Origin of the sequence: Rhizobium brockwellii (assembly GCF_000769405.2) — a bacterium.
Taxonomy (GTDB): Bacteria; Pseudomonadota; Alphaproteobacteria; order Rhizobiales; family Rhizobiaceae; genus Rhizobium; species Rhizobium brockwellii.
In genome coordinates, this window is the sequence record NZ_CP053444.1 from 28,142 (window position 1) to 51,618 (window position 23,477).

At 59.6% G+C, this 23,477-nt stretch carries 26 protein-coding genes; 17 read left to right on the forward strand and 9 right to left on the reverse strand.

Annotation, left to right across the window (positions count from 1 at the left end; genetic code table 11):
* The first annotated feature begins 3 nt into the window (after positions 1 to 3).
* From RLCC275e_RS32920 to RLCC275e_RS32970, 11 genes are read left to right on the forward strand one after another with little or no spacing between them, the layout of a single operon-like run.
* Positions 4 to 2,523 (forward strand): VirB4 family type IV secretion/conjugal transfer ATPase, encoded by a 2,520-nt coding sequence (locus RLCC275e_RS32920; protein WP_033182409.1) that lies wholly within the window; start codon positions 4 to 6, stop codon positions 2,521 to 2,523.
* Positions 2,501 to 3,676 carry a lytic transglycosylase domain-containing protein gene (locus RLCC275e_RS32925; RefSeq protein ID WP_033182408.1) on the forward strand — a complete coding sequence of 392 codons (1,176 nt, stop codon included), beginning with the start codon at positions 2,501 to 2,503 and terminating at the stop codon, positions 3,674 to 3,676. Before RLCC275e_RS32920 ends, RLCC275e_RS32925 begins: the two co-directional genes overlap by 23 nt.
* Positions 3,677 to 3,698: 22 nt before the next feature.
* Complete coding sequence (locus RLCC275e_RS32930; RefSeq protein ID WP_033182407.1) at positions 3,699 to 4,490, forward strand: hypothetical protein; 792 nt, start codon at positions 3,699 to 3,701, stop codon at positions 4,488 to 4,490.
* Positions 4,487 to 4,690: a hypothetical protein gene (locus RLCC275e_RS32935; RefSeq protein WP_029875116.1), complete on the forward strand. Its 204-nt coding sequence runs from the start codon at positions 4,487 to 4,489 to the stop codon at positions 4,688 to 4,690. The genes RLCC275e_RS32930 and RLCC275e_RS32935 overlap by 4 nt, the downstream gene beginning before the upstream one ends.
* 8 nt (positions 4,691 to 4,698) lie before the next feature.
* The gene (locus tag RLCC275e_RS32940; RefSeq protein ID WP_033182406.1) at positions 4,699 to 5,772 is read left to right on the forward strand and encodes a TrbL/VirB6 family protein; all 1,074 of its coding nucleotides are present in this window, start codon (positions 4,699 to 4,701) and stop codon (positions 5,770 to 5,772) included.
* Positions 5,773 to 5,800: 28 nt separating this feature from the next.
* Positions 5,801 to 6,535 (forward strand): VirB8 family type IV secretion system protein, encoded by a 735-nt coding sequence (locus tag RLCC275e_RS32945; protein WP_029875118.1) that lies wholly within the window; start codon positions 5,801 to 5,803, stop codon positions 6,533 to 6,535.
* A gap of 8 nt (positions 6,536 to 6,543) precedes the next feature.
* The gene (locus RLCC275e_RS32950) at positions 6,544 to 7,362 is read left to right on the forward strand and encodes a TrbG/VirB9 family P-type conjugative transfer protein (protein WP_245304492.1); all 819 of its coding nucleotides are present in this window, start codon (positions 6,544 to 6,546) and stop codon (positions 7,360 to 7,362) included.
* Between the two features lie 11 nt (positions 7,363 to 7,373).
* Positions 7,374 to 8,711 (forward strand): type IV secretion system protein VirB10, encoded by a 1,338-nt coding sequence (virB10, locus tag RLCC275e_RS32955; protein WP_029875120.1) that lies wholly within the window; start codon positions 7,374 to 7,376, stop codon positions 8,709 to 8,711.
* Entirely contained in the window at positions 8,708 to 9,757 is a 1,050-nt protein-coding gene (gene virB11 / locus RLCC275e_RS32960) for a P-type DNA transfer ATPase VirB11 (RefSeq protein ID WP_029875121.1), read from the forward strand. Before virB10 ends, virB11 begins: the two co-directional genes overlap by 4 nt.
* Complete coding sequence (locus tag RLCC275e_RS32965; protein ID WP_033182405.1) at positions 9,726 to 12,449, forward strand: type IV secretory system conjugative DNA transfer family protein; 2,724 nt, start codon at positions 9,726 to 9,728, stop codon at positions 12,447 to 12,449. Before virB11 ends, RLCC275e_RS32965 begins: the two co-directional genes overlap by 32 nt.
* Before the next feature lie 59 nt (positions 12,450 to 12,508).
* On the forward strand, positions 12,509 to 12,841 hold the full coding sequence (locus tag RLCC275e_RS32970; RefSeq protein WP_029875123.1) for a hypothetical protein: 333 nt from the start codon (positions 12,509 to 12,511) through the stop codon (positions 12,839 to 12,841).
* A gap of 44 nt (positions 12,842 to 12,885) precedes the next feature.
* On the opposite strand, the gene RLCC275e_RS32975 is transcribed toward RLCC275e_RS32970, so the two are convergent.
* Positions 12,886 to 14,274, reverse strand: coding sequence for a DUF8535 domain-containing protein (locus RLCC275e_RS32975; protein ID WP_033182404.1), 1,389 nt, complete (start codon positions 14,272 to 14,274; stop codon positions 12,886 to 12,888).
* Positions 14,275 to 14,283: 9 nt separating this feature from the next.
* On the reverse strand, positions 14,284 to 14,577 hold the full coding sequence (locus RLCC275e_RS32980) for a hypothetical protein (RefSeq protein ID WP_029875125.1): 294 nt from the start codon (positions 14,575 to 14,577) through the stop codon (positions 14,284 to 14,286).
* Between the two features lie 414 nt (positions 14,578 to 14,991).
* Here RLCC275e_RS32980 and RLCC275e_RS32985 point away from each other — a divergent pair, with 414 nt between their 5' ends.
* The gene (locus tag RLCC275e_RS32985; protein ID WP_017969115.1) at positions 14,992 to 15,333 is read left to right on the forward strand and encodes a helix-turn-helix domain-containing protein; all 342 of its coding nucleotides are present in this window, start codon (positions 14,992 to 14,994) and stop codon (positions 15,331 to 15,333) included.
* A gap of 32 nt (positions 15,334 to 15,365) precedes the next feature.
* Here the strand turns inward: RLCC275e_RS32985 and RLCC275e_RS32990 are convergent, their stop codons facing one another.
* From RLCC275e_RS32990 to RLCC275e_RS33015, 6 genes are all read right to left on the reverse strand, one after another.
* Positions 15,366 to 15,911 (reverse strand): hypothetical protein, encoded by a 546-nt coding sequence (locus RLCC275e_RS32990; protein WP_033182403.1) that lies wholly within the window; start codon positions 15,909 to 15,911, stop codon positions 15,366 to 15,368.
* A 19-nt stretch (positions 15,912 to 15,930) separates the two neighbouring features.
* Positions 15,931 to 16,302: a hypothetical protein gene (locus tag RLCC275e_RS32995; protein WP_033182402.1), complete on the reverse strand. Its 372-nt coding sequence runs from the start codon at positions 16,300 to 16,302 to the stop codon at positions 15,931 to 15,933.
* Between the two features lie 8 nt (positions 16,303 to 16,310).
* Complete coding sequence (locus RLCC275e_RS33000; protein ID WP_029875128.1) at positions 16,311 to 16,625, reverse strand: hypothetical protein; 315 nt, start codon at positions 16,623 to 16,625, stop codon at positions 16,311 to 16,313.
* Between the two features lie 25 nt (positions 16,626 to 16,650).
* On the reverse strand, positions 16,651 to 17,211 hold the full coding sequence (locus tag RLCC275e_RS33005) for a thermonuclease family protein (RefSeq protein WP_115156657.1): 561 nt from the start codon (positions 17,209 to 17,211) through the stop codon (positions 16,651 to 16,653).
* A gap of 32 nt (positions 17,212 to 17,243) precedes the next feature.
* Positions 17,244 to 17,819, reverse strand: coding sequence for a thermonuclease family protein (locus RLCC275e_RS33010; RefSeq protein ID WP_245304493.1), 576 nt, complete (start codon positions 17,817 to 17,819; stop codon positions 17,244 to 17,246).
* A gap of 74 nt (positions 17,820 to 17,893) precedes the next feature.
* Entirely contained in the window at positions 17,894 to 18,565 is a 672-nt protein-coding gene (locus RLCC275e_RS33015) for a thermonuclease family protein (protein WP_029875131.1), read from the reverse strand.
* 128 nt (positions 18,566 to 18,693) lie between these two features.
* On the opposite strand from RLCC275e_RS33015, the gene RLCC275e_RS33020 reads away from it, so the two are divergent.
* The 5 genes from RLCC275e_RS33020 to RLCC275e_RS33040 all read left to right on the forward strand — a co-directional run bounded on the left by RLCC275e_RS33020 (position 18,694) and on the right by RLCC275e_RS33040 (position 22,770).
* On the forward strand, positions 18,694 to 19,092 hold the full coding sequence (locus RLCC275e_RS33020) for a hypothetical protein (protein ID WP_017969122.1): 399 nt from the start codon (positions 18,694 to 18,696) through the stop codon (positions 19,090 to 19,092).
* A gap of 139 nt (positions 19,093 to 19,231) precedes the next feature.
* Positions 19,232 to 19,981, forward strand: coding sequence for a ParA family protein (locus tag RLCC275e_RS33025; RefSeq protein ID WP_025398135.1), 750 nt, complete (start codon positions 19,232 to 19,234; stop codon positions 19,979 to 19,981).
* Between the two features lie 4 nt (positions 19,982 to 19,985).
* Positions 19,986 to 20,387, forward strand: a complete 402-nt coding sequence (locus RLCC275e_RS33030) for a hypothetical protein (RefSeq protein ID WP_017969124.1) — start codon at positions 19,986 to 19,988, stop codon at positions 20,385 to 20,387.
* A gap of 3 nt (positions 20,388 to 20,390) precedes the next feature.
* On the forward strand, positions 20,391 to 20,783 hold the full coding sequence (locus tag RLCC275e_RS33035; RefSeq protein ID WP_033182399.1) for a hypothetical protein: 393 nt from the start codon (positions 20,391 to 20,393) through the stop codon (positions 20,781 to 20,783).
* Positions 20,749 to 22,770 carry a relaxase/mobilization nuclease domain-containing protein gene (locus tag RLCC275e_RS33040; protein WP_033182398.1) on the forward strand — a complete coding sequence of 674 codons (2,022 nt, stop codon included), beginning with the start codon at positions 20,749 to 20,751 and terminating at the stop codon, positions 22,768 to 22,770. The genes RLCC275e_RS33035 and RLCC275e_RS33040 overlap by 35 nt, the downstream gene beginning before the upstream one ends.
* Here RLCC275e_RS33040 and RLCC275e_RS33045 read toward each other — a convergent pair.
* Positions 22,767 to 23,444: a hypothetical protein gene (locus RLCC275e_RS33045; RefSeq protein ID WP_033182397.1), complete on the reverse strand. Its 678-nt coding sequence runs from the start codon at positions 23,442 to 23,444 to the stop codon at positions 22,767 to 22,769. The genes RLCC275e_RS33040 and RLCC275e_RS33045 overlap by 4 nt on opposite strands.
* Between the last annotated feature and the right edge of the window lie 33 nt (positions 23,445 to 23,477).

Genomic DNA, 23,477 nt, shown 5'->3' on the forward strand with positions numbered 1-23,477 from the left:
TCGATGGGCACCATGGCGAGATCGTTGAAAGGGAGCTTGTCGAAAGGTTGGGAGATATTCGCCGACCGCAGCATATCGACACACGTCCCGTTCTATGTGCCGATCGAAAACGGCATTATCCGACTGAAGAACGACTGCCTGGTCTCCACAGTGCAATTGACCGGCTTTTCCTTCGAGACCGCCGATATCGAGACGATCAACATGCTGCAGCGGCAGCGGAACGCCGCTTTTCGCGCGATTTCGTCGATCGGCAATTTTGCTCTCTACACCCATGTCATCAGGCGCAAGGTAGCGCCGTCGCTGCCATCGGCGTTCGCCGATCCCTTCATGCGGCGTCTCGATGACGTCTATCAGTCGAGCATCTCCAGGAACGAGATGTTCGTCAACGACACCTATGTGTCCCTTGTTGTACGGCCCTTGTTCAAGAAGGGTTCGGCGCTCTCCCGTGTCATGGGCATCGGCGGCGATGTCGTGCGCAGGGAGCAGTTTCGTGCGATGCGCGACAAGCTTGTCGAAGCAACAAGGGCACTGGAAAAATCGCTTGCCGCCTACGGTCCGAAAGTCTTGCGAGACGTGCGGCGCGCCGAGGTCGATCTTCGCGACGGAAAGACGATCTACCGGACCATCTCCGACGACACGATGCTTGAGGAAGGCACGCGAACAATCTGGTTCTCGGAGCAATGCGAGTTCTTCTACACGCTGCTGAACGGCGGCCGTGTCCGGCCGATCCGTCTCGGCAACATACCGATCGACGAGATGCTGCCGGCGCGGCGCACGTCGATCGGCAACCGGATCATCCATCTCCAAGGCGAAACATCAGGCGATGATCGCTATGCCGCGATGGTATCGCTGAAGGAATATCCGCCCGAGACCGGCGCCGGCATGCTCGACTACATCCTCAAGCTGCCCTTCGAGATGGTGCTGACCCAGTCGATGTCGTTCATCGACGACATGGCTGCGCGCAGCCGCATCGAAAGGCTCGATCGGCAGATGTCGAAGGCCGACGAGGGCGGCTCCAGCGTGCAGGCCAATCTCGACATCGCCCGCGACGAGCTTGCGCGCAAACGCGTTGCCTTCACCGAGCATCACCTCACCATCATGCCGGTCGCAAGGACGACCGCTCAACTCGACGATGCGGTGGCGCTGACCGGAAACGAGCTTGGGGCGCTTGGCGCCTCCTATGTTCGCGAAGATCTGAACGCCGAGCCGGCTTACTGGGCGCAACTGCCTGGCAACCAGGCCTATATTGCGCGGCGCGCGCTCATCTCGACGCTCAATTGCGCGGGCTTGAGTAGTTTTCACGCCTATCCCTATGGCAAGCCGGACGGAAACCACTGGGGACCGGCGATCACCATTTTTGAGACGACCTCCGGCACGCCGTTCTTTTTCAACTTCCACCAGGGAGACGTCGGGCACACGACGGTGTTCGGACCGACGGGTTCAGGCAAGACCGTTATCATGGCTTTCTTGATTCTGCAGGCCTACCGCGTCAGCCCGCGACTGAAGACGATCGTCTTCGACAAGGATCGTGGTCTCGACATCATGGTTCGTGCGGCAGGCGGGCGATACATGACACTCGAACCCGGCGAACCGGCGGGCTGGAATCCCTTGCTTCTCGACGACACCGAGGAGAACCGCGTTTTCCTGTACCGGCTTTTGAGCTTCATGCTGAAGCCATCGAAGGAAGGCGAGAGCCTGACGCCACAGGAAGAAGCGATCATCCGTAGCGCGATCAAATCCGTCCTTAAGACGAAGGACAAGTCGTATCGTCGTCTATCCTCGCTGCGGGCGCTGCTCGCTGGAAGCGAGAGGACCGAAGGCAGTCTGATCGCACGACTCGACAAATGGATCGATCGCGGCCCCTATGCCTGGCTCTTCGACAATGCCGATGACAATTTGGATATTTCGAGGCCGATGATTGGCTTCGACATGACATCGATCCTCGACGATCCGACGGTGCGTACCGCGGCCCTCCTCTACATGTTCCATCGGTTGGACGAGGTTTATGACGGGAAGGCGCCGATCATCAACCTGATGGACGAAGCCTGGAAGCTGCTCGACGACGACGAGTTCAAGCGCACCATGAAGGACTACTTCAAGACCATCCGGAAACGGAACGGTCTGGTGATATTTGGCACGCAGTCGGCCGACGACGTCGTGCAGTCCAGCGTCAGCCGCACGATCATCGAGCAAACGTCGACCAATATCTTCTTTGCCAATCCGAAGGCCGACGAGCACTCCTACATGGAGAATTTCGGACTCTCGAGGGCCGAATTCGAATGGGTCAAGAACGGCGACCCGAGCTCGCGTTTCATGCTGATCAAGCAGGCGAAGAGCAGCGTGATCGCGCGTGTCGACATGTCCCACATGCCGGAATTCATCAAGGTCTTGTCCGGCCGGGAGGAGACCGTTCGCGAGGTCGAGATGCTGCTCGACGAATACGGAGACGATCCGAAGAACTGGCTGTCGAGATTTTGCGACTGGGAGGGAGAAGCGTCCGATGACCAACGCAAGACTTCCTGAGCTGGCGACGGCCGCCGTGCTGGCGCTGGCGACAGTGGTGGCCCCCGCCGCCACCCGCGCCCAGGTTCCGGTCATCGACAATGCCCGCCAGAAGATCCAGCAGGCGACCTTGAACTGGTACCAGGGCTATCAGGCAGATACCCGGAAACTGAAAGGCGCCTCGGGCGGAACGACGGACAGCGTGGCGCCCGGCCAAGGCTCCGGCGCACCCGCCGATTGCTCGGCAGATGACATGAGTGGCGATACCGCACCGGCGGCATCATCGCAGCGGACGCCGAGTCAGCAGGAAGTCGCTCGCATGGTCGAGGACGAGGCGATCCGCCAGGGCGTCGATCCGAATTTCGCGCTCGCTATCGCCGAACAGGAATCGCGTTTCCGACAGTCCGCGCGCTCGGCGGTCGGCGCCACTGGTGTCATGCAGCTGATGCCAGGAACCGCAGCTCAGGTGGGCGTCAATCCCTACGATACGCGCGATAATATCCGCGGGGGCGTCAAATACATCAAGCAACTCCAGGGAATGTTCGGCAGTCGCTACGACCTGATCTCCGCCGGCTACAATGCCGGGCCATATCGCCAGTCGCTGCAGAATGGTCAGATCCCGGACATTCCTGAAACCCAGGATTATGTCAAAAAGGTCTCCGCCTACTACGGCCGCAACAAGGCGCAGAATGGCGACCGAACCCCACCAGCTGGCGACAACACCGAGCCCGAAAGCGCGAGCTACGGGAACGGTTGCGGTGAGCAGCTGAAAAAGGCTGTCGATCGCAACACGCAGGCGCAGGTCGAGCACGGATCGGTCTGGAATGATCTGCTTGGGAAATCGATTGAAGCGAACCAGCAATATCTGCAGCGCCTGCAGGCCGGGCTGCAATCGTCATCGGCGAACTTGCGCGGCTCCGGTGGCGGCAATTCCAAAGATTTCGACGGCTCGCTCGTCATGGCGCAAATCCAATGCCCTTCGACGATCGTCGACACCGGCAGCACCCGCTGCTTTGCCGTGCCGTCGAGTGCCACGACCGAGCAGATCCAGCGCTGGCTCGATGACCTGCAGGAACAGGCACGCGCCGATGGCACCATCGCGACCTTTTCGGCGATGCAGGATCCCGTATTGGGCCTGGTGACGGTCGTCGATGCCAGACCGACAGCAAACTGAACGGACAAGAGAGGTTAGGCACATGAAGACATTTGTCATCGCGGCAGCCCTTGGCATCGTTGCCGTCTCGCATGCTTACGCGCAGGTCCCGGTCAAGGATTCGGAAAACATCTCGCTCAGTGAGGACATCAAGAAACTGTCGTCTGAGATCCAGCAGGACACCTCGGTCGTCAAGGACAACACGACGAAGACCTTGCAGGCGATCACCGGCGATCGCAGTCAAGATGCCAGCCAGTTTGCCAAGCTTGCGACCGGCAATGGCTTCAGCATGGGGCAAGCGCCGGATTTCGGGAGGATCCTGTCGGGAAACCAAGCCGTGTTCGGCGGCATCAGCGGTGAGTTTCAGAATACGGCCGCCAAACTTATCAACGGCCTCAACCTGGTGAAGATGGTGGTCGATACCGTCAAGGGTGGAGAGCTCTCCGGCGCCAACCAGGCCTATTCGCAAGGGGTCAATGCCTTGACGACGATGACGGCGCTGACGGATGCGATGAACAGCGCCACCAAGGATCGGCAGAACTCGTTCATGCAGGCAACCGAGAAGATCGGCACGGCTCAGGATCTGAAGGGTGCGCTCGAACAAAACACCCAGATGGTGCTGCAGGGCAATCAGACCGCCAATGAGGCCGTTGGTTCCCTCAACAACCAGGTCATGCTTTTAAACCAGCAGTACAAGGCGGCGCTCGCCACCTCGTCGCAGAACCTCAAGACCTTCGCACCCCTTCCCGACAGCGTGATGCGTGATGGGGGCGGGGAGCAGCAGGGGGCCTCGGTTCGAGATCAGTTGAAGGCGTTCCAGGAGCAGGAGCAGTGAGGCTGACCCTCATCCTGGCATTTTGTTGCGCGGCCCTCACTGGCTGCGGCGGCAAATACGAACAACTGGCGAAATGCTCGGCCGACGAAAACCCGGTGCCGGCGCTCGGCTACGATAGAGCGCCGCAACCAGCGCGGCCGGAACAGGCGCTGGCGAGAGCCGTCACGGATGATTGCGGCCCGATGCGGCCTGTCAATTAGGATGCGACATGGATCCAGTCAGCTACGCGATCAATTTCTATGGCGATGCGCTCAGATATTTCGACAAGATCAACGAAGCCTCCCTTGAACGGGCCTGGGGCCTGTTTGCTCAACACAGCAATCTTGTCTCAGCCATCCTGGCGATCTTCCTGATCCTCTACTTCCTCTGGGGCGCACTCGGACTGTCTGCTGTCTCCCTCCAGGATATGGCGGTGACAGGTTTCAAGATCGCGCTGGCTTACGCCTTGGTCATGTCCTGGGCTACCTTCTACGACAATATCGGCCAGTTCGTGCTGTCGACGCCACAGGATCTCGGTTCGGCTATTTCCTCGGCAATGGGCGGCCAGTCGGCCGGTTCCGATCTGGCCCAGCAGGTCGCCAGCATGGCACGCAAGGTCTACGACTTCGCCATGCAGCTTTTCAATTCTTACGAGTCGGGATGGCTGCCGAATGTTACTGGCGCCGTGGTCGTGTTCATTGTGCTGGTGTTCGGTCTGCTGCCGATGCTGCTCATCCTCACCGGCGTCACGCTGTTTGCCAAGATGATCACCGCCGTCATGCTGGCGATCGGGCCGATCGCGATCCTCTGCCACTTCTTCGGCACCACGCGATTTGTCTTCGACGCGTGGGTGAGGGGCGTCGCCTACGGCATGTTCATGCTGCTCTTCACCTACATCATGGCCGGCCTGTCCTTCGGTTTTCTAATCGGCATGATGGACACCATCAACGGTGACATGGCGACCAAGGAAAATGCGCTGGCGATCGTGCTCGCCATGGTGCTTTACCTGGCGCTGATCTCCTATTTCATTTTTCAGGTGCCGGATTTCGCCAGAACCTTTTCCTACGGGACGGCAATTTCGGGCGTGCCGGGTGGAGGCGGTTTCGATACCGGTTACAGCGCCGCGCGCAGAACACTCGCATCCAGCAATTCGAGGGCCGGGCAGGCGGGAGCCGTCGCGCTTGGCATGCTGGCTGGACCGAGAGGCGCCGTGACGGCGGCCGCACTTGCCGGCCGCGGTAGTGTGGCAGGTGTCGGTGCGCTTGGCCGGATGCTGACCAATCGCCGCCGCAACAGCGAGTGAACGAGACACCGTTATTCGAGGGCAACACTTGGCATTGTTCAGAAGACAGACAACACCTGCGCCGACCGATCATGTCCCCGGGCCGCAGGAAATCTATGACCGGCACTTGTCCTGGGGCGAAAAGAACCGCTCGCTTCGGACCTTGATCGGTCTGATCCTGCTTGTGTTCGCGGTGGCCGGCTGGGCTATCGCCGGGATACTCTCATTTTCGGTGGCACAACTCTTCCCGCTTGTCCGCACCGAGGTCGTACCCCTGATCGTGGACAAGAACACCGGCTACATGGAGACGGTGACGACGCTCGACAAGGATCGGTCGAGCGTCTCGGAAATCCAGGCCGTTCGAGCCTCCTTCGTCGGCAACTACGTCATCCGCCGCGAGACCTACGACCCCCGCTATCTCTCGGATAACTTCGACATGATCGCGCTCTGGTCGGAACCGAACTCGGACGCCTTCAAGGAGTATGAGGCGTGGATGAACCCAAGCAATCCACGAGGGCCCGTGAAGACGCTTGGTGCCACCGGCGACATCCAGCCGGAAATCCTCTCGGTCAATCCTCTCAATGCCTCGACCATGGCGGTCCGATTTGAGACGCGGGAGCGCCAGCGCGGTGGCGACGTCGTCAATCGTTGGTCTGCCACGGTGCGCTACCGGCAGATCAATCTTCCCGCCAGCAACCGGGTTCGTCTGTACAATCCGCTGGGCTTTGTCGTCACTGAATACGCGAGGGTTCCGGAAACCATGCCGTCGGGGCCCGCCCAATGATGAAATGGATGGCGGCGCTCTCATTCTTACTGCTGCTGGGAACCACGGTCGGTCATGCCGAACTGGTTGCACGTCCGGGAAGGGTCGATCCTCGGGTGCGCTCGCTACCCTATTCGGCTGAACAGGTTTTCCTGGTGACCGGCACCTACGGGATGGTGACGACGATCCTCTTCGGCACGGACGAAGAGATCACCCAGGTCGTTGCCGGCGACACTGTCTCCTGGCAGATCCTCACCTCGGCCGACCGGCGTTCCCTGACCTTGAAGCCAATGGAAAAGGACGCTTCGACCAATCTCTCCGTTGTGACCACCAGGCGGACCTACTCCTTTGATCTGCGGGTCAACGACAGCAAGGCGATCCAGAACCAGACCTTCAAGCTGCAGTTCACCTATCCCGAAGATGCCGGGCTGAAGGGGACTGCCGAGCTTTGGAAACAGGCGCAGGATGCTGCGCGCAATCCGAACCTCAAGAACATCCGTCGCGACAAGGTCAACTACGACTATGGCTTCAAGGGAAGCGATGCGGCAAAGCCGCTCTGGGTGTTTGACGACGGATTGAAGACCTTCATGAAATTCACCGGCGACATTCCGGCGATCTTCATCGTCGACCGGAAACGCCGCGAGAGCCTCGTGAACTACCGCCGCGAGGCCGATTACATCGTCATCGATACCGTCTCGCGGCAGTGGTCGCTGCGCTATGGCACCGAGGACGAGACCTGCCTGTTCAATCTGCGAACTGTTCCCGCCGATATTCCGGCGCCGATCGAAGGTGCGGTTGCGCCGAAGCGGATCGGTGCCGGCGGTCCCCCGCAACAAGCTCAACACTAGGAAAGCGCGCCATGTCGGATCCAAATTATCATTCGCTCGACACCGACAGCGCCATTGGCGGTCCGGTCCGGAGGAGCAGCGTTGGTCTCATGCGGCCGATCGCGGTTATCGCGGCCATCGCCGGCGTCGGCGTCGTCCTTTATTTTCTGCTTGCCGGCGGCGAGCAGCAGCCGGCGATCGACACGACGCCGCGCGAGGAGTTCCGTCCGGTCCAGACACCCAGGAACGAAGGGTTCAGAACGCCGGCCCCGCCTCCTTTGCCGACGGTCGTCGTTCCGGAAGCGCCGCCGCCACCCCCTCCGCCGCCGCCAGCGCCCGTCGTTCCGGCGGCTGCTCCCGTTTTGCCACCGGCCGAGGTCGACTGCACCAGAGGCAAGAACCCGGACAATCCCCGCTGCATCGAGCTCGCACGGCAAGCCAAGCTGCTGGAGCGTGTTCGCTCTTCCGCCATGGTCTTCGATCAATCGGATCAGAGGAACGGCGCGGCACGGGCCTCGACCGACGTCACGGGTGCGGGACTGTTCGGCGCCAGTGATTCGTCCGGGGCGCAAACGGCAGCAGCGTCAAACGGCGGCGGCGCGGTCGACAATGATCGTGCTTTCCTGAAGGCGATGGGCGGGCAGGGTGTGGACGTTTCAGTCGCAACCGAGAACCGCCGCACGGACGCCTGGATCCCGCAGGGCACGATGATCCGCGGCACGCTGGAGACGGCGATCAATTCAGACCTCGCCGGCATGGTGAAGGGGATTGTACGGGAAGACGTCTATTCGTTCGACGGCCGGCGCATCCTCATACCGGCAGGCTCGTCCCTAATCGGCGATTATAAATCCGGGGTCGAGCGGGGGCAGGAGCGGATCCTGATTGTCTGGACACGGATGATCCGCGGAGACGGCGTTTCGGTGCAGCTCGGCTCCTATGGCACCGATCGGCTTGGGCGCTCGGGCATGACGGGTGTCGTCGACCGCAAGTATTGGGAACGGTTCGGGCCGCCGGCGATGATGACGTTGATTGGTGGCGCCACTCAGTACATCGCCCAGCTCGGCCAGAAGCAGGACCGCAATATCACGATCGTCAACACGGATGGAACGGTGACCAGCATTCCTCAGGATAATGGAAGCACGTCACAGGATCGTGCCCGCGAAATTGCTGCCGAGACGATTGCGTCCGGCATCCAGCAGCTGGCGTCAGAAGCTTTCCAGGACAGCCGCAACATCCGGCCGACGATCCACATTCCTCAGGGCTCCGACATCAATGTCTTCGTCACACGCGATCTCGACTTCGCCGGGCTTTATCCGGATCCGGTCCGCGAAGAGTTTGAGAGACTGCGCAGAAGGAAGCTTGGCAAATGAACGCGCGCCCGTCGATTTCTGCTGAGCAGCATTTTCTGTCTGAGGCCATCGAGCCGATCCGACCGTTCCTCGACGATCCCGGCGTGGTTGAGATTTCCTGCCAGCGCAGCAATGAGATCTGGCTCGAGCGTATCGGCCAGCTCAGCATGATGAGGCAGCAAGTCGACGGCCTCGACCAGGAATCAATCCGCCATATGGCATCGCGCGCCGCCTCGTTCACCAAGCAGACGGTCAACGCTGAACATCCGCTCCTATCGGCGACGCTCGTCAATGGCGAGCGCGTGCAGTTCGTGCTGAACCCGACTTCCGCGACGGGCCACGCCTTCTCCATCCGCAAGCAATTCATCCGCCGGTTCGATTTGAACGACTATGAGAAGGCTGGCGCGTTCCGCTTCACCAAGGTGACGGGAGACGACTATATCGACGACGTCGATATCGAGCTGTCGCGGCTGCTGCGGGCCGGCAAGGTTCGCGCCTTCCTGGAGCTCGCGGCAATCAATCACCGCAGCATGCTGATTTCGGGCGGCACCTCCACCGGCAAGACGACGTTTCTGAATACGATGCTCACCGCCATTCCGAACCATGAGCGGTTCATCCTCATGCAGGACACGGCTGAGCTGGAGCCGCTACAGGAAAACGTCGTCTCGCTGCTGGTCTCGAAGGGTGGCCAGGGCGAGGCAAGGGTGACGATGGGCGATCTGCTGGCCACGGCGCTCCGTCTCAGACCGGATCGGATCTTCATGGGCGAGCTGCGCGGCGACGAGGCCTTCGACTTCCTGAATGCGATCAATACCGGGCATCCCGGTTCAATGTCGACGATCCATGCAAACTCGCCGCACCACGCCTTCAACCGGCTGTCGACGCTGGTACTCAACAGCAATGTGCGCATGGAGCGCGACGACATCATTCGATACATCCGCTCGATCATCCCGATCGTGGTCCAGTTGAAGAAGAGTGATGCCGCCGGCGGCCGCGGCGTCAGCGAGATCTACTTTGCCGACGAGGTGGACGAAAATGGCAAGCGTATCCACGCACACCGAGACTGACCGCCCGAAATGGACGGGCCTGCAGCGGGCATCGTTGTTCACCTTGCCGATCGCACTGCTCGGAATCGTTCTCCTGTGGCTCGCCTTCTTCACGCTGATCTACGACGCCTACATCACCTCGTTCGGATCTTCGTCCTACTTCGACTATGTCGCACAAGCGCGCTGGATCGACGCCGTGCGCTATACCTGGTCTATCATCCATGTCCGCAACACGGTCGGAATTTCGCTGCTGGCCTTCGTGGTTGCCTTGCCGTTCCTGTTTTTCTTGGCTTGCCTCTGGATGCTGAAAGGCGGCAGGGCGTTGTCGCGCAAGATCCTCTACCTGCTGCATGTCCGGTCGATGTTCAGCCTGATCGCCCATACGGCTCTCATCTTCGCCGCCGCCTATGCCGGCGTCATCGTCTACGGCGTGGCCTTTTATCTCGTTGCCACAAAGGCCGGTGAGCATGCCGAGATTGCCAGCTACTACGGCAATCATCTGGCCGCGATGTATCAGGCTCCTTTCGGCGCAATCGATGCAGCCGGCGCCTATCAAAAACCCTCCCGGCAGACGGTGCTCGCCGCGCTCGCCGGTCTCGCTGCCGCCGGTGCCATCGTCGGATTTCCGATCGGCGCGGCAATTCAGAAACGCCAGCGGATGATCATGGGAAAGGCACGCCTCGCAACCTTGAAGGACGCAGCCGATTTTCGGCTGCGCGACAAGCACGGCATCGTTCTCGGACTGAAGCAGGGATTGCTGCTGCGCAACGACGGCGATCAGCACGTCATGGTCATCGGTTCGCCGGGACAGGGCAAATCGCGCGGCTTCGTCATCCCGACGATGATGAGTTTTCAGGGATCGCAGGTCGTCCTCGACATGAGCGGCGAGCTCTTCGAGGAGACCTCCGGTTATCTCAAGGACAAGGGGTACGAGGTCTTCCTGCTCGCTCCGGGCTCGAAGTTCACCGACGGCTACAATCCCCTCGACCTGATCAGTGACGAGCCGAACCAGCGGATTACCGACCTGCAGAAGCTTACGCAAATGCTTCTGCCGGAACGTCTGCGATCGGATTCCTCCGACTTCTGGGAGGAAAGCGCCAGGATCCTGTTGACGGCCATGCTCGGCTTCGTGCTCGAATGCCCCGACACCCGCAAGTCGCTCAGCGAGCTCTATCGCATTCTCAATTCGATGTCGGACGAGCGCAAGGCGATCATCCAGCTATTGGAAAACTATGAGCCGGTTCTCTCCGACCAGACCCGGATGCAGCTCACCAAATTCGCCGGGCGCCATGAAAAGCTCGGGGAGGGGATCGCCGCGGAGATCGTCGCCAAGCTCAATTTCCTGCAGAACCCGCTGGTGGAAGCGCTGACCTCGATCACCACAATCCCGATCGGCACCATCAGAAAGCGGAAGATGGTGATCTACATCCAGGCCGACTGGAACGCCATGCAGATCTATGAGCGGCTGATCTCGATGTTCATCCAGCAGATGGCCGACAAGCTCGTGCAGATGGGACCGTTGCGCAACCGTGAGCATGAAGTGCTGATGATGCTCGACGAATTCGGCAATGGCGGCCGGATCGATACGGTGCTGACGCTCGCCCCGCTGATCCGCAAGAATGGCGTGCGGTTCGTCTTCATCCTCCAGGACGGCGCCCAATTGGAGCGGCTGTACCAGCGCTCCGGCCAAAAGATCCTGATGGGCGCTTCGACGATCAAGCTGTTCATGAATTTCCAGAACCAGGAAGATGCGACCGCTGTCTCGATGGCTGCTGGCAAAACGACGGAGTGGGTCGAACAATCGTCTTATTCGCATCGCCACGGCCGAAGACAGCGATCGATCTCGAAGGTGCCGGTCTCGGTCGATCTTCTTCCCGTCAACACGCTGATGATGATGAAGCCGGAAGAGGCGATCCTGCAGGTCACCGGTATGCCGCTGATGCGCATCATGAAGCTCGATTCCGGCGGCGAGCGGATGTTTTCGAAAGTGCGGAAGTTCAAGCCGGCGAAAAGGCCTTGCATTGAGCCGGTTGAATGGACGATCGACGACAGCAAGTCCGCTGCGGCGGCCCCGGCCTCGACAGGCACTGACAACGACGCCGTGCGCTTCGTCGTCAAGGATGGTGTCCGCCACGTCTACATTTCCTCGCTCGACGAGCTGCGTCATCGCCTGGATCTCGACGAGACGCGCGAGGCCGGTGTGGCGGAGGAGGAGGTACAGGCGGAAAAGAAGAAGCAGTCGGGAGACAAGCAAAAGGGGGATTCGGCGAGCGGGCAACGAAAGTGCGGCATACCCAAAACGCCTGGAGCCGCTCGCGAGAGTGACATCGGTCTCGATATCGACGAGGAGAAGCTCAGCCGCAATGTCTATTCGGGCTCACCGGCACATCGGAGCGTTCGAGCCAAACAGGCCAATGGTCCGTCGGATCAAAGCGGCCCTCGGCCTGCTGCAACTGTTCTTCGGCGGCAGGAGGTCAGAGACGTATTCGGGGCAGATCTTACCGCGTTGAACGAGGTGATCTTCCAGCAGGCCGAAGAGAACGCGCTTGAGCCGGTCGAGCTGAACGCGGATGTCGAGCTCTTGATAGAGAGCCTGTCGGATCGGCTCACGGAGGACAGCTCGAGAGCCTACCTGCGCCAGTTCGCTAGCTTAGTGCGGGATCCGCTGGGCGAGGATCGGGAGCAATCTGAGTCCGAGGCGCATGCTGAGTAGATGCGACGTCGCCCGCAACGACGCAACACTGCGTCCCCATCCGCCAGGGAAAACGATACATGGGTGAGATCCGACATTTCTTACACGGCGATATTTCAAATAATGGTCATCTCGAACGAATTGTCGCTGCCGCCAAGGCTGACGCCGGCTTTTGGCTGATGGTGAAGGAGCGCGAGATGGAAAGGCAAACGATCGGAGCCGAAGTTGACCTGGAGGGCGATGGTGAGGATGCGATCGACAAGTCGGCGCCGGCGAGGTTGACGCCCACGATCACAGAGCTGGCTGACGACCTCGTCTCGCGCATGTTCGGAACTTGCCCACCCGAGGTACTGGTGATCATCCAACAGGCGCTCCTCGATGCCGCGAGAGTCGAACTGAGCGCTGTCCGGTGAAGGCCAATCAAACGCTGAGGAAAACGGCGATCATAAATTGATCTTCAGGTCAGGATGTCGTCATCGGATGTCGGGGAAGTGTCGTATCCAGGCCGACGAACCTGATCGATCACCCAGTCTTGTAGCCGCCTGGCGGTGTCTGCGGCCTTCGCCTCAGTGAGATCCTTGGGAGAAATCCCAAAGATCGGCCCGAGATGCTTCATGCGCGGCAAAGTCCTTTCCTTCGCCTCTCGATATTCGTCGGTCTCCATCCCAAAGGCTTCGATAATGAGGGTCACCGAGATGGATCCTCCATATGTTGCCTCTAACATGAAGTCCGGCCTGCACAGACCGGCGGGAGTCTCTGATGCGAACAGCGGCTTGGTGATCTTGATGCGAAGGTCCGGTACCGCGTCGAAAAGAGCTTGCTGCAGCCAGAACAACAGATGCGAAACGTCTCTTTCGAATCCCGATTCCACCGGAAAGAGCGTGTCGCCGTTATAAACCGGCTGCGCATAGGCCTGGATCGCCCGCACGGGTCCCTCGTCATCGTCCTGAAAATCGACGTTCAGCAAGGTCAGGAACGGACCTCTGAGTGTGGGATCGCCACGCAATGGCTGGCGGACTGTACCGAGCACATCGATCTTTCTCAAGGACGATGCCGGCATGATCGCCTGCGCCGACACGGTTTTGACAAACAGCAACATAAAGCCGGTTCGCCGAAGGCTCTCCGGCCAGTCGGGACGAGAGGTCCAGAGCAATCGCTGCCAACGACTATCTGGATCCCAGTAATCCGCGGCCCATGTCGACATCAGCGCGTTGAGCGTCCAGGTCCGCAGCACCCTGAGCTCCCGCGCGGCGGAACGTATCCCTGAGAGCTGACCTCCTAGTGCAAGTTCGAGATTGTCCTGCAGCGCAGGGATAACATTCGTGCCTGCCTTGTCCAGCATCCGCCACAGGATGCTCGCAAGTCTGGAAGGACGGTCGTTTCGTTCCCTCGATCGGGTGGGATCATCCTCCGAGATATCAGCAAGACGGTTGGGAATGGCCGGAAGGGCGTCGATATAGCTGCGCTCGGATTTTGGCAGCGGGCGAATCTGATAGCGACGGTCGAACAGAGGCGGAGCAGCGTCCTTGTCCACATGGAACGGGCATGTCTGCGCATGGTTTGGACGCTCTTCATTTTGTTGGGGGTCCGCCTCCTTCGAGGTCAGTCGTCGCAGCGTAAATGTACGCTCCTGTTGGATCGGTGCGAGCAATGGCTGCAAGCCAGCGGCGAGGCAATCGCATTCAATCCAGCCGTCCATCACTTTGGCGCGTTTGATGACCGAAAGCGCAATAGCCTCATCTTCCTTGGATGCAGCGTTGCCATACCAGGCACGCAACGCGGTTGCCTCTCGGTCGGACAGGTCGGCAACTGGATGCGCTGGACTGTTGCGAACGACGATCCGCATGCCAGACCTTCAATAGCCGAGGAGCCAGAGCCGATAGCCGAGGTATCCCACACCGGCGGCGGCGCTTGCGGCGATGATCGTCTCTCCCCAAGCTCGGATGTTCCAAGCCCTGCCTTTGTCGATGCGCGAACCTTCGAGCACAGCCGAAAGGAAGGCATAGATCGGGATCATCATCGCGTAGCCCACCGTGAGACTGTCTCGGATTACGATGCAGGCGAGGAGGAAAACAAATCCGAAAACCAGGGTCGCCAAACATAGCCGCTGCAAGTCAAATCGGTAGCCACGCTTTTTAAGCGACGTCATCGAGTGCCTCCTTCGAACCCAGTCTCGAAAAATATAACTGCAGTATAAGTGGCGGGCAAGCTACGGCAAGGGGTTCGGATCTATGGAGGGAACTATCCATGAGGATTCGTGCCAATTGAAGACGGTGCCCCAACTACGGGGCTCAGTGACCCGAGGAGGCTCTGCCATCCTCTTGCAGGGCGTGATCGTCGCGGTGTAAGACGTGTAACAAAGTTGTGAATGCTTGGATGCAAGAGATAGGCAACAAAGGGTTTACGCTTGGTCATCATGGTCTCTAGCCGGCGTCAGGCATTGGATGAGCAGTAGAATACCAAACAAATCCCCGGCCAGCAGCTGTGGCAGTACCCTCTGTAGGCGGGATAATACGTTTGCTGGTCCCGTATCGAGCACATCTTCCGCCAGGGAAGGCGTTTCATGTCGCGTGTGAAAGACGATCAGTCCGGCAACGCAGTGGGCGTCTCGATGTTGAAGGCACTATCGTTTCAAGAAAGGCTGGCAATCGGCCTGCGCCGATTGAAGGCCGAGCGCGGCCTAACGAACAAGGATCTGGCCGAACAACTCGGCGTATCAGAGGCCTATATGTCGCAAGTGACCCGCTGCATGCGTGACGTCAAGCTGTCGACGCTCGACAAGATGCAGCGGGAGTGGAATGTCATTATCGAGGATTTGCTCAGAGTCACCGAAGACGATCTCTCTCTGATAGAAGCGTTGAAAGCCCGCCGTGGGAAGAAAAAAGCTCCCGAGACCGCGACCTGATTTTCTCCTTCATAGCGTGGGATCGGCCCGGACTAGTGATCGAGGTTAAACCAGAACCTTTCCTTCATGCCTTGGTCATTCGGGATATCAAAGAAATAGGGATCAGCGCGCCGCGGTCGCGGGGTGGCAACTTGCTGGATGCAGCCATCATGGCCGTTGCCGAAACTGCGCTCTATCGTCATACCTGACTGTCTCGTGTGGGCATTGCGCTCCATCGGTGATCGGCAGACATCGACTGTTTTGATGCACTGGTCGGGCTCGCCGCGCCAGCCACCGTCGCCTTGCGAGCTATAGCCGACCGTCGTTCCGGCCGGGCAATCCTCGTAGTTTTCCCGCCCCGGCTTGCCGGCCTTAGCCTCATGGCAAATCGGCCAGGAAAATCCCGGGTCCTTCATCGCGGCAATGAGCCTTGTCATAGGTGGAACGCAATAGGCAACGCCGTGCCATGACGGATTTTTTGATGCCGAACACAACAGAACCTGGCATCCCCACGAGGCGTCCTCGGCTTTTGCGCCGCCGACCGGGGTTCCAAGGGCTGTACCTATCAATGTTGCGACGAGAATCACCAACGGTCTCATAATTCGCCTCCGTTATCGACTACTGGATTTGCGCCCAGGCACCGTCGATCCTCCCAAAGGAAAGCACGCCCGGTTGCGCCGAGCCGGCAAAGGTGCCTGACGTTGTTGTGATGATGCCGGTACAGGTGACGCCAGGTATTGCCTCGCGCGGCTTGCACTCCGAGATCCTGATTGAAGGGCCTGACTTCGCGATTGCAGCACTTGCCTCTTCGTCACTCGGAGCGTCCACGGGCAACGGTTGCTGGGCCGACTCCTTCAGTCGGACGATCTCTTTTTCCAGGCCTGCGATATGACCGGTTCGCGCCAGCTCACTGATCGCATATCCTCCCGCTGTTCCAGCAAGGAGGGCGATGGCGGCAGCAATCACCCTGGTATCGGGACGCTTGGCCATCGGGAACCTCAATACCCCTCGATGCCCAGTCGCTTGAGGACAGCAACCGGATCGGTCTCGCAGACCTTCTTCCAGTCCGCATGCTTGGCGCAGGCGTAAGCGTATTGGCTAAGGTCTGCCGATGACAGGTCGGCAAGCCTGTTGCCAATTGCTTTCCATTGCTGCACGTCCGTCGGATCGCAGCCGGCGCCGCCCGCGCCGCAAAAGTCCGGATCACGCTGATCGGTCAGATTAGGAGTGGCGCTATCTTGCGCGCCGCTCGCGACCGGAGCGAGGACGAGCAGGATTGCCGCGGCAACGACGGAACAATAGATGCGGTTCATTCAATCTCCTTACACGTTTTTGAGTTTACCGAGCCGCTTGGGTAACAGGCAAAGGCAGGGGCAGGCCCGTCTCGGCTTCTGGTGATTGGCCGTCCGGCTTCTCTGCGGCCACAGTCGATGCGGTGTAAAGCCAAGGGGGAAGCAGGTCCGGTGACGACCAGACTCCAAAGCCCAGCCCCCTGGCTTTCCGCTCAATATCGAAATATGCAGGGACTTGTGGCTCGTTGCGGTAGTTGAATGCGTAACCGATACCCTCCGCAATTGCCGTTGCTGCCAGATTTATTTCGCCGACAAAGCAATGAGCGATCAGGATCTTGTTGGTGTCGCGGCCAATTGGCGCGCAGTTGACGTTCTGCCCAAGTGTCCGGAGGATCATCCAGGCACGCGAAACCTGACCGGCGGGCCACTCCACGCCATCGCTCGTTGCGGTCTGCTCAAGGCGAGGGGCTTCATACCCAGCCAGGCGGACGATCTGTCGGCTCTTGACGAATTCGAACGTGGTCGCGTCAACGACCTGAACCTTGCCGTAGATCTGACGCGGCACATCGGACGGGCGGCTTTGCGCAAGCAACGCCGTCGGGACCATTACGAGCCATAGTATCGAGGCAGCCGCAACTCTCATTGTTGTGCCCCCGCCTGTTGTTGGAGAACGGAAACCGGATGCGGTAGGTCCGAATAGGCCCAGAGTCCGGCGCGCGCCGAACGTGCAGATTCCTCCGCAGCCCGGTAACCTGGAACAATCAGTCGCCCCGCGCTGTCGACGGCGGCAAATCCCCAACCTTGGGCAATCATATAGGTTGCCAGGTCGTACCGATGCCGGCCTGTCGTCGTTTGGCATGCGACGACCGCGTTGTTCTGGTCGAGATTTTTGATGGTCGCGCAGACGGGCCTCGTGTCTCGGATCAACGCCTGCGCCATGACCAGATCGAGCTCTCCGCAATCCCGGACAACGCCGGCAGAGACGGTGACGTTGGTTCCCCGGAGACAGGCCTGCAGACCATAGAGGCGATAGCGTCGGCCGCCGGAGATCCAGGTGTCGCCCGTCTCGAATTGTGCCTCCGTCGGAAACGGAACGAATTCGGGTTGGACGCGACCAGCGTCAACGGCCGAGGGAATGTCGGTTTGCGATGCCTGAACAGGGACGACCGATGGCGAGAAATGCGGTTCGCGCGCGACATTGCCGTCGGCGAGCATCGGCATGATTGTCGTGGCAGCACAGACACCGGAAGCTGTGATCGTCGAAATGAACATAAGAAGCCCGATCCGCATCAATTGGTCGACGGATTGACCGGGTGGTAAGGATGGGTGAACTGGCCGTTTGCCCAGATTCCGGCCTGCTCACCGCGTGCGGTTTCCTCGGCTTGCAGGTATTCCGGGAAGACAGGCCGACCGGCGCGGTCACGGGCAGCGAACGCCAAGCCCTTGCGGATGAGCGCTTCGGAGAGCGATCGAACCGCGCCATTCTCGACGAAAAAACATTCAGCAAAACGCACGGTCGGTCTGCCGGGATTTTGCGCGAAAACGTGGCAAGGAAATGCGTCGCCGGCACCTGCCTTTGCCTCATCGAGCGTCGCAGTCATGCCGGCAAGCGAAATCATCGCACAGGTCGTCGGCATTCCGGCAAACTCCAGTGGCTCGGCCGAGAGGCAACCCTGGACGCCGGCTAGTTTGATCACGTCACCATCGGCGCCGAGAAAGGCGCTGCCGCTCAGCGCGGCCTTTGGGCTAACAGTTTGCAGATCAAGTCGGGACGCGATCGATGAGATGTCCAGCGGTATTTGTGGGCCAGGAATCAAATCCCGGCCCTCTGCGTAGGCGTTCTGATAATAGCCGACAAAATCCGAGACCGTGTCGGCCCGCGCGGCAGAGGGCAGGGCGATCAAGGCATTGAGAAGGGTGCAAAAGAGGAGGCGGTCGAACCGCCGAGCGCCATTGTTCATCCTCGCATCCGTCACCTGTTGACTGTTTCGAGCATGCACGAAATTATACTGCAGTGCAAGTCTGGAAAATGGCCTTGGATTGCAGTATGTGTTGTTGGACACTGGAAACGTGCAGATGGAGAAGGGTAATGTCCGCGGCAAGAAAGGCGCTCAGGGTTGTTGTCTTCCCGTTTCGGGCGGCATGGTTCTTAATATTGATCGCGAACTTTTTGGTCGTCTCGGCCGTCTGCCTTCTTGTCGCGTCCCTTCTTGCATACGGCGTTGCCCTGGCCTTTTCGTATGCCTTTCTGCCGGCAGAATGGACGCAAACGCTGTGGCGATGGGTGGTCGATCTTTATGTTCAGTCTTCCTGGTTCAAAGCTGCCACGATCGCTTTCTTCATATTCTTGCTCTTGCCCGTCCTCCGATTTTGGCTGGCGAGGGATCCGGTTGCGGATGTAGCCCGAGAACGCGAGATCACCAGGCTGAATGATGATCTGATTGCCGCGCGGCGGCAGGAACAGTTGCGAGCCAAATTTCGGGCCTAAAGGAGAGGCAGCTGGCACGTTTGCAGGGCGCCGGAGCCCACAACGTCCTTGTCTCCAAATTCTGAGGCTGTCGGCCGCCACTGCGATGGAAGATAGTTTGCAGCGGCGGTGACTTTTGTTGCAAAGGGCGAGGAATTCAATGGCAGCCAAACCACTTTCGCTTGCTATCTCGACGTTCAAAGGCGGTGCGGGAAAGTCGACGCTGAATGTCAATCTTGCAGCGGAATTCGCGCAACAGGGACACAGAACGCTGCTCATCGATTGCGATGAGCAGGAGTCGTCGACACGCTGGTACAATGTCTCGATGAAGCGCGGCTTGCTTCCGACCGACGGCACGTTGCTGCACCTGCGAGTGGCGCCCGGAGATCAGTTTCGGGACCGGTTGGCCGACGCGCCCGAGGCGGATATTCGGATCTATGACGTTGGCGGCTATGTCCATCAACGCGCGATCGAGGTCTATCACGAGTGCGACGCCGTTCTCATTCCGATTATTCCGGAACCGACCGCCGCGACGTCAGCGATCAAGGTCGCAACCATTTTGAAAGAGATATCCAAAAAACGGCCCCAGGGACCGATCCCTTACGCGGCGATCTGGAATTATGTCGACATGATCGCTCTCAAACATAACAGGTCGCTTCCGGAAGTCCATGCGATCCTGACGAGCGGCAGGATTCCCATGGTGGAGACCGTCATCCGCAAGAGCAATCATTTCAGCGATGTCGGGGCAGGCTTCGGCTCGCTCTATTCCAAGCTGGCCAGCATTGAGAACAACCCATCGTTGACCCCATCGGCCAAGCGCCGGGCAAGCGAGAGCGTGCTCGATGCGATCGATCTCGTCAAGAAGATCAACAACGAATTCATCGGCCTCCTGCAGGCGGAGGCGGCTTAGAGAGATGGCGGGGGAAAGAACACCGGCCGGCAACATTCTAGCCCTTGCCCGATCGAGAGAGGATCAGGCCAAGGAGGTGGAGGAAACTGCAACCTCCTATATGCCGACCAATATCGACCTTGAAATGCTAATGCCCGATGAGGCTCCTGAAGAGCAGGATGAGCGCGTCACGCCGAGCGTCAGTTCACCGGAAATACGCACTCCGGACAAAAAACGACGCCGTGAGCGACTGGCCTCCAAGGGCGCCACAGCGGCAGGCGAAGCCACGAAACGCAAGCGTATCTCGCTATATCTCGATGACGACGTGCTGACGAAGATCTTCCAAGTTTCGTTGGAGCGTCACGAGCAACTGTCCTCCGCGACGCACCGGCTGATTGTCGAGGCTCTGAAGGCGAGGGGGCTGTAGTCGATGCGCGAACCGGCCATCATGTTCCGGCTGCCTGCTCAGGTCTTAATCAACCTCGACGCCCTTGCCCGCAGGCTCGATGTCTCCGTCAACATCGTCGCCAAGCTCATTGTCACCAGGGAGATCATGCACATTCCGGCGATGCTCGAGGAGCACGACCGGCAGCTGGCAAACATGCACCAGTTTTTACGAGATCTCGCCTTCCGGAACGAGGAGTTCCTCTCGGAGGAGAGTGTGCATGCCGAAAGTACCAAAGCGATCGCGCATCAGCTCGAAGAAGTCATGAGCGCTCTTGATGCCATCCGCGACGCTGGCTTCATCCGGCCGTCCACATTTATCGCCGATCTGATCAGGAGCCACGATGAACGACCTGTCCAGAAGTCGCTCCGCATCTAAACCCGGAAGTCGTCGGCTGCCGAGCTATTTCGATCTCATCGAAGACGAGCTGCGGCGCCGCGGGGGCGGTGGCGGTGGATCGGCGAAGCGGTCGACGTTTACGAATTCCGGCTTGCCCTCCGCCAAGCATCCCGGAGCTGCTTCGGCGTTCAGCCGTGCGGCCGGCAACAATGCGGTCGTCGTCAAGGTCTTGTCTTACGGGGCCGGCGCGAGTTCGGCCCGCAACGTCCTCGCCTACCAAAGCAAGGAAGAGAAAGCGCGCGACCAGGACGGTCGCGAGGTCACCGATCTCAGTGCCGCCGTCCGGTCCTGGGAGAGGGAGTTTGGCAACCGGAAAGGCAGCCAGGACATTCTCCGTCTGACCTACGAGCTTGAAAAAGCCAACCGCGAGCACTTAGGGCGCGCTCTCGCTTCGCTGGCGGAGGATGGATTCCGTCAGCCGGGCGACGGCGATCGAACCTATGCCTTCAGCGTCAGCGAGGGTGTGAAGGGGCAGACCCGTCTGCAATTTGCTCTGGTAATTGCACACGAGAAGAAGGACAGGTCGGATCGAAGCAGCGCCAATCGTATTCCTGCAGAAATCGATGATGTCCGCGCGATCGATGAGCGACTCGACAAGGTATTGCGCGGCGCCGGTATTACTCCGGTTTCGCGCTATCCCGCTGAATTCTCCTCCGGGCCCAAAGGCCTGACCGCCACCCTACATGCGATGCAACGGGCAGGGGCGGAGGTAACGCTGTCGACGAAAACACACCTTAGAGACCGCCCTGGCAAGAGCGGCCGTTACGAGCGCGGCGGAGAACGGCGCGAAGTCACGACCAAAGACCACAAGGAATTGACGGCCGAGGGCAAGGTCGTCGGTGCTCTCATGCAGACCCGCCAGCCGCGGGACTTCATGCACCTGTTGCTCTCGGGGCCGGCCAACGTTGATCGCGACCGGTTCATCCTGGCAGGCCGAGATTTCCTGAGGGAGCAGTTTGAGGGCCACCGCTACTCCTATGCCGTCCATAATCGCAATGATCTTGAACAGCATCCGCACCTGCATGTCATCGTTGCGCTGCGCAACGCGAGCGGAAAGATGCTCAACCCCAATATCCGCGACTTCGCCGAATGGCGGGTCCGTTTTGCTGACAAGGCGCGGGAGCGCGGCATCCCGATCGATCGGCAGAAGCGCCTCGAACGTGCTGGCCCGCCGCCCGTCAAACGATGGGAGTGGGAAATGTTTCGCCGGATGGGAGCAACGGCGCCGTCGAACGTCGTCGAAAAGGTAATGTCCAAGCTCCGCGACACGCCGACGGCGCCGAAGCGTGAGGAGGCCAGGACGCGGTTCGACCAGAGCCGGCGTTCGGTCGGGCACGTCATTCGCATGCTGGATGGTATTGCCAAGGACCGCGGTGCACCGAGCACCGCACGAGAACTCAGCCAGGATCTGTCCATCGGGCTTCGGCGCGAATATGGGCGGCTTAAAACAGCGGTCCGCGAAGGCCGTGATCCCACACGAGAGAAAGGCGAGGACCACATGCTGCGATCCACACCCATTAGTGCCGCGCAAGCAAAGGCGGCGAAGGAAACGCTGGCGAACACCGCGCTCACGGTTGCCGCGAAGATTGCCAATCCATCTGATCGGCTAATCTTCGAGCAGGCGACGAAGATCATCGGCAAAGTCGTCGGGCTGCAGCTCGACTCACGCGTTGACAAGAATCGAGACCGAACGGAGTCTGGCAGGGATAAGCGGAGTTCGGACAGCCTCGAAACCAAGTCGGGTGCCGGTCGCGATCATATTGCGGAGCAGGGCGTGGTTAATAGGAGTTCGAACAACCGTTCTCTCGACGCATCGCGCATCGCCCGGTCTAATGCGGAGCATGACGCGCCGGAAACAGATCGTTCGAATCGGGAGCGCCCGAAACCCCGGCAGCAGGATCGCGACATACCAAAATCGATCAAGCTTCGCCCGCCTCAGGAGAAGGACAGGGACCGCACCCGCTAACCCTGCGAACCGCGCTGTTGGACACAGTTAAGCTCTCCAGCGATGGACCAGCCCAACGTCGCCTGGATCTCGGCGCGGAGTCGCTGGACCTCCGTGGCTTCAGGCGAAGACAAATTGGGGGCATGCTTTCGGGCCCAACTCTGAGCGGTTCCCTCGCTTCGGTTGCTGAAGTAGTCGATTACCGAGACACCCGCATCGTTGGCAGCGAGGCTACCAGCGGTCGAGCTGCCGATGAATACGGTTTCCTTCTTGCCGATCCCATACCGCTCCATAACTTGGAAGATCGCTCCGGCGCCAGCCTCCTGTTGCCGATCCGCCTCGCGCTGAAGGCCGGTTCCGCTTGCATGTGGGACATCACTCCATGTCACCCAGAAATCCGGCAGGGCACATCTGATGCTCAGTAATGCGTCAAGCAGTTCGGTCAGGGTTGCGAATTCTGATCCTCCATAGGCATCCGCGTCCATTCCACGCTCGTCCGAAATAAAGCCGAAACGAGCATCGAGGTGTCGCAGATGCCTTAACATTTCAACGAATTCTTCGTTGATATCTCCGAGCATGTAATCCCCGGAGGGACTAGTCTTTCTCAGGAGGGTGCCATCTCTCTCGAAAATGACGAGGCCGTTTGAACCGATACTCCTAAAGATCCTGTCTGCATATTTTGCATGATTATTCATTGGCTAAATTCCAAACCTTGAAGCCAGCTTCGC

Coding starts and splice junctions, on each gene's coding strand:
- RLCC275e_RS32990 (WP_033182403.1), bottom strand. CDS start 15,911: ATGAGACCGTTGGTGATTCTCGTCGCAACATTGATAGGTACAGCCCTT.
- RLCC275e_RS32965 (WP_033182405.1), top strand. CDS start 9,726: ATGGCAAGCGTATCCACGCACACCGAGACTGACCGCCCGAAATGGACG.
- RLCC275e_RS32925 (WP_033182408.1), top strand. CDS start 2,501: ATGACCAACGCAAGACTTCCTGAGCTGGCGACGGCCGCCGTGCTGGCG.
- RLCC275e_RS33020 (WP_017969122.1), top strand. CDS start 18,694: ATGTCCGCGGCAAGAAAGGCGCTCAGGGTTGTTGTCTTCCCGTTTCGG.
- RLCC275e_RS32940 (WP_033182406.1), top strand. CDS start 4,699: ATGGATCCAGTCAGCTACGCGATCAATTTCTATGGCGATGCGCTCAGA.
- virB11 (WP_029875121.1), top strand. CDS start 8,708: ATGAACGCGCGCCCGTCGATTTCTGCTGAGCAGCATTTTCTGTCTGAG.
- RLCC275e_RS32970 (WP_029875123.1), top strand. CDS start 12,509: ATGGGTGAGATCCGACATTTCTTACACGGCGATATTTCAAATAATGGT.
- RLCC275e_RS32930 (WP_033182407.1), top strand. CDS start 3,699: ATGAAGACATTTGTCATCGCGGCAGCCCTTGGCATCGTTGCCGTCTCG.
- virB10 (WP_029875120.1), top strand. CDS start 7,374: ATGTCGGATCCAAATTATCATTCGCTCGACACCGACAGCGCCATTGGC.
- RLCC275e_RS33030 (WP_017969124.1), top strand. CDS start 19,986: ATGGCGGGGGAAAGAACACCGGCCGGCAACATTCTAGCCCTTGCCCGA.
- RLCC275e_RS32985 (WP_017969115.1), top strand. CDS start 14,992: ATGTCGCGTGTGAAAGACGATCAGTCCGGCAACGCAGTGGGCGTCTCG.
- RLCC275e_RS33015 (WP_029875131.1), bottom strand. CDS start 18,565: ATGAACAATGGCGCTCGGCGGTTCGACCGCCTCCTCTTTTGCACCCTT.
- RLCC275e_RS33035 (WP_033182399.1), top strand. CDS start 20,391: ATGCGCGAACCGGCCATCATGTTCCGGCTGCCTGCTCAGGTCTTAATC.
- RLCC275e_RS33040 (WP_033182398.1), top strand. CDS start 20,749: ATGAACGACCTGTCCAGAAGTCGCTCCGCATCTAAACCCGGAAGTCGT.
- RLCC275e_RS32980 (WP_029875125.1), bottom strand. CDS start 14,577: ATGACGTCGCTTAAAAAGCGTGGCTACCGATTTGACTTGCAGCGGCTA.
- RLCC275e_RS32920 (WP_033182409.1), top strand. CDS start 4: ATGGGCACCATGGCGAGATCGTTGAAAGGGAGCTTGTCGAAAGGTTGG.
- RLCC275e_RS33005 (WP_115156657.1), bottom strand. CDS start 17,211: ATGGTCCCGACGGCGTTGCTTGCGCAAAGCCGCCCGTCCGATGTGCCG.
- RLCC275e_RS33000 (WP_029875128.1), bottom strand. CDS start 16,625: ATGAACCGCATCTATTGTTCCGTCGTTGCCGCGGCAATCCTGCTCGTC.
- RLCC275e_RS33045 (WP_033182397.1), bottom strand. CDS start 23,444: ATGAATAATCATGCAAAATATGCAGACAGGATCTTTAGGAGTATCGGT.
- RLCC275e_RS33010 (WP_245304493.1), bottom strand. CDS start 17,819: ATGCTCGCCGACGGCAATGTCGCGCGCGAACCGCATTTCTCGCCATCG.
- RLCC275e_RS32950 (WP_245304492.1), top strand. CDS start 6,544: ATGGCGGCGCTCTCATTCTTACTGCTGCTGGGAACCACGGTCGGTCAT.
- RLCC275e_RS33025 (WP_025398135.1), top strand. CDS start 19,232: ATGGCAGCCAAACCACTTTCGCTTGCTATCTCGACGTTCAAAGGCGGT.
- RLCC275e_RS32995 (WP_033182402.1), bottom strand. CDS start 16,302: ATGGCCAAGCGTCCCGATACCAGGGTGATTGCTGCCGCCATCGCCCTC.
- RLCC275e_RS32975 (WP_033182404.1), bottom strand. CDS start 14,274: ATGCGGATCGTCGTTCGCAACAGTCCAGCGCATCCAGTTGCCGACCTG.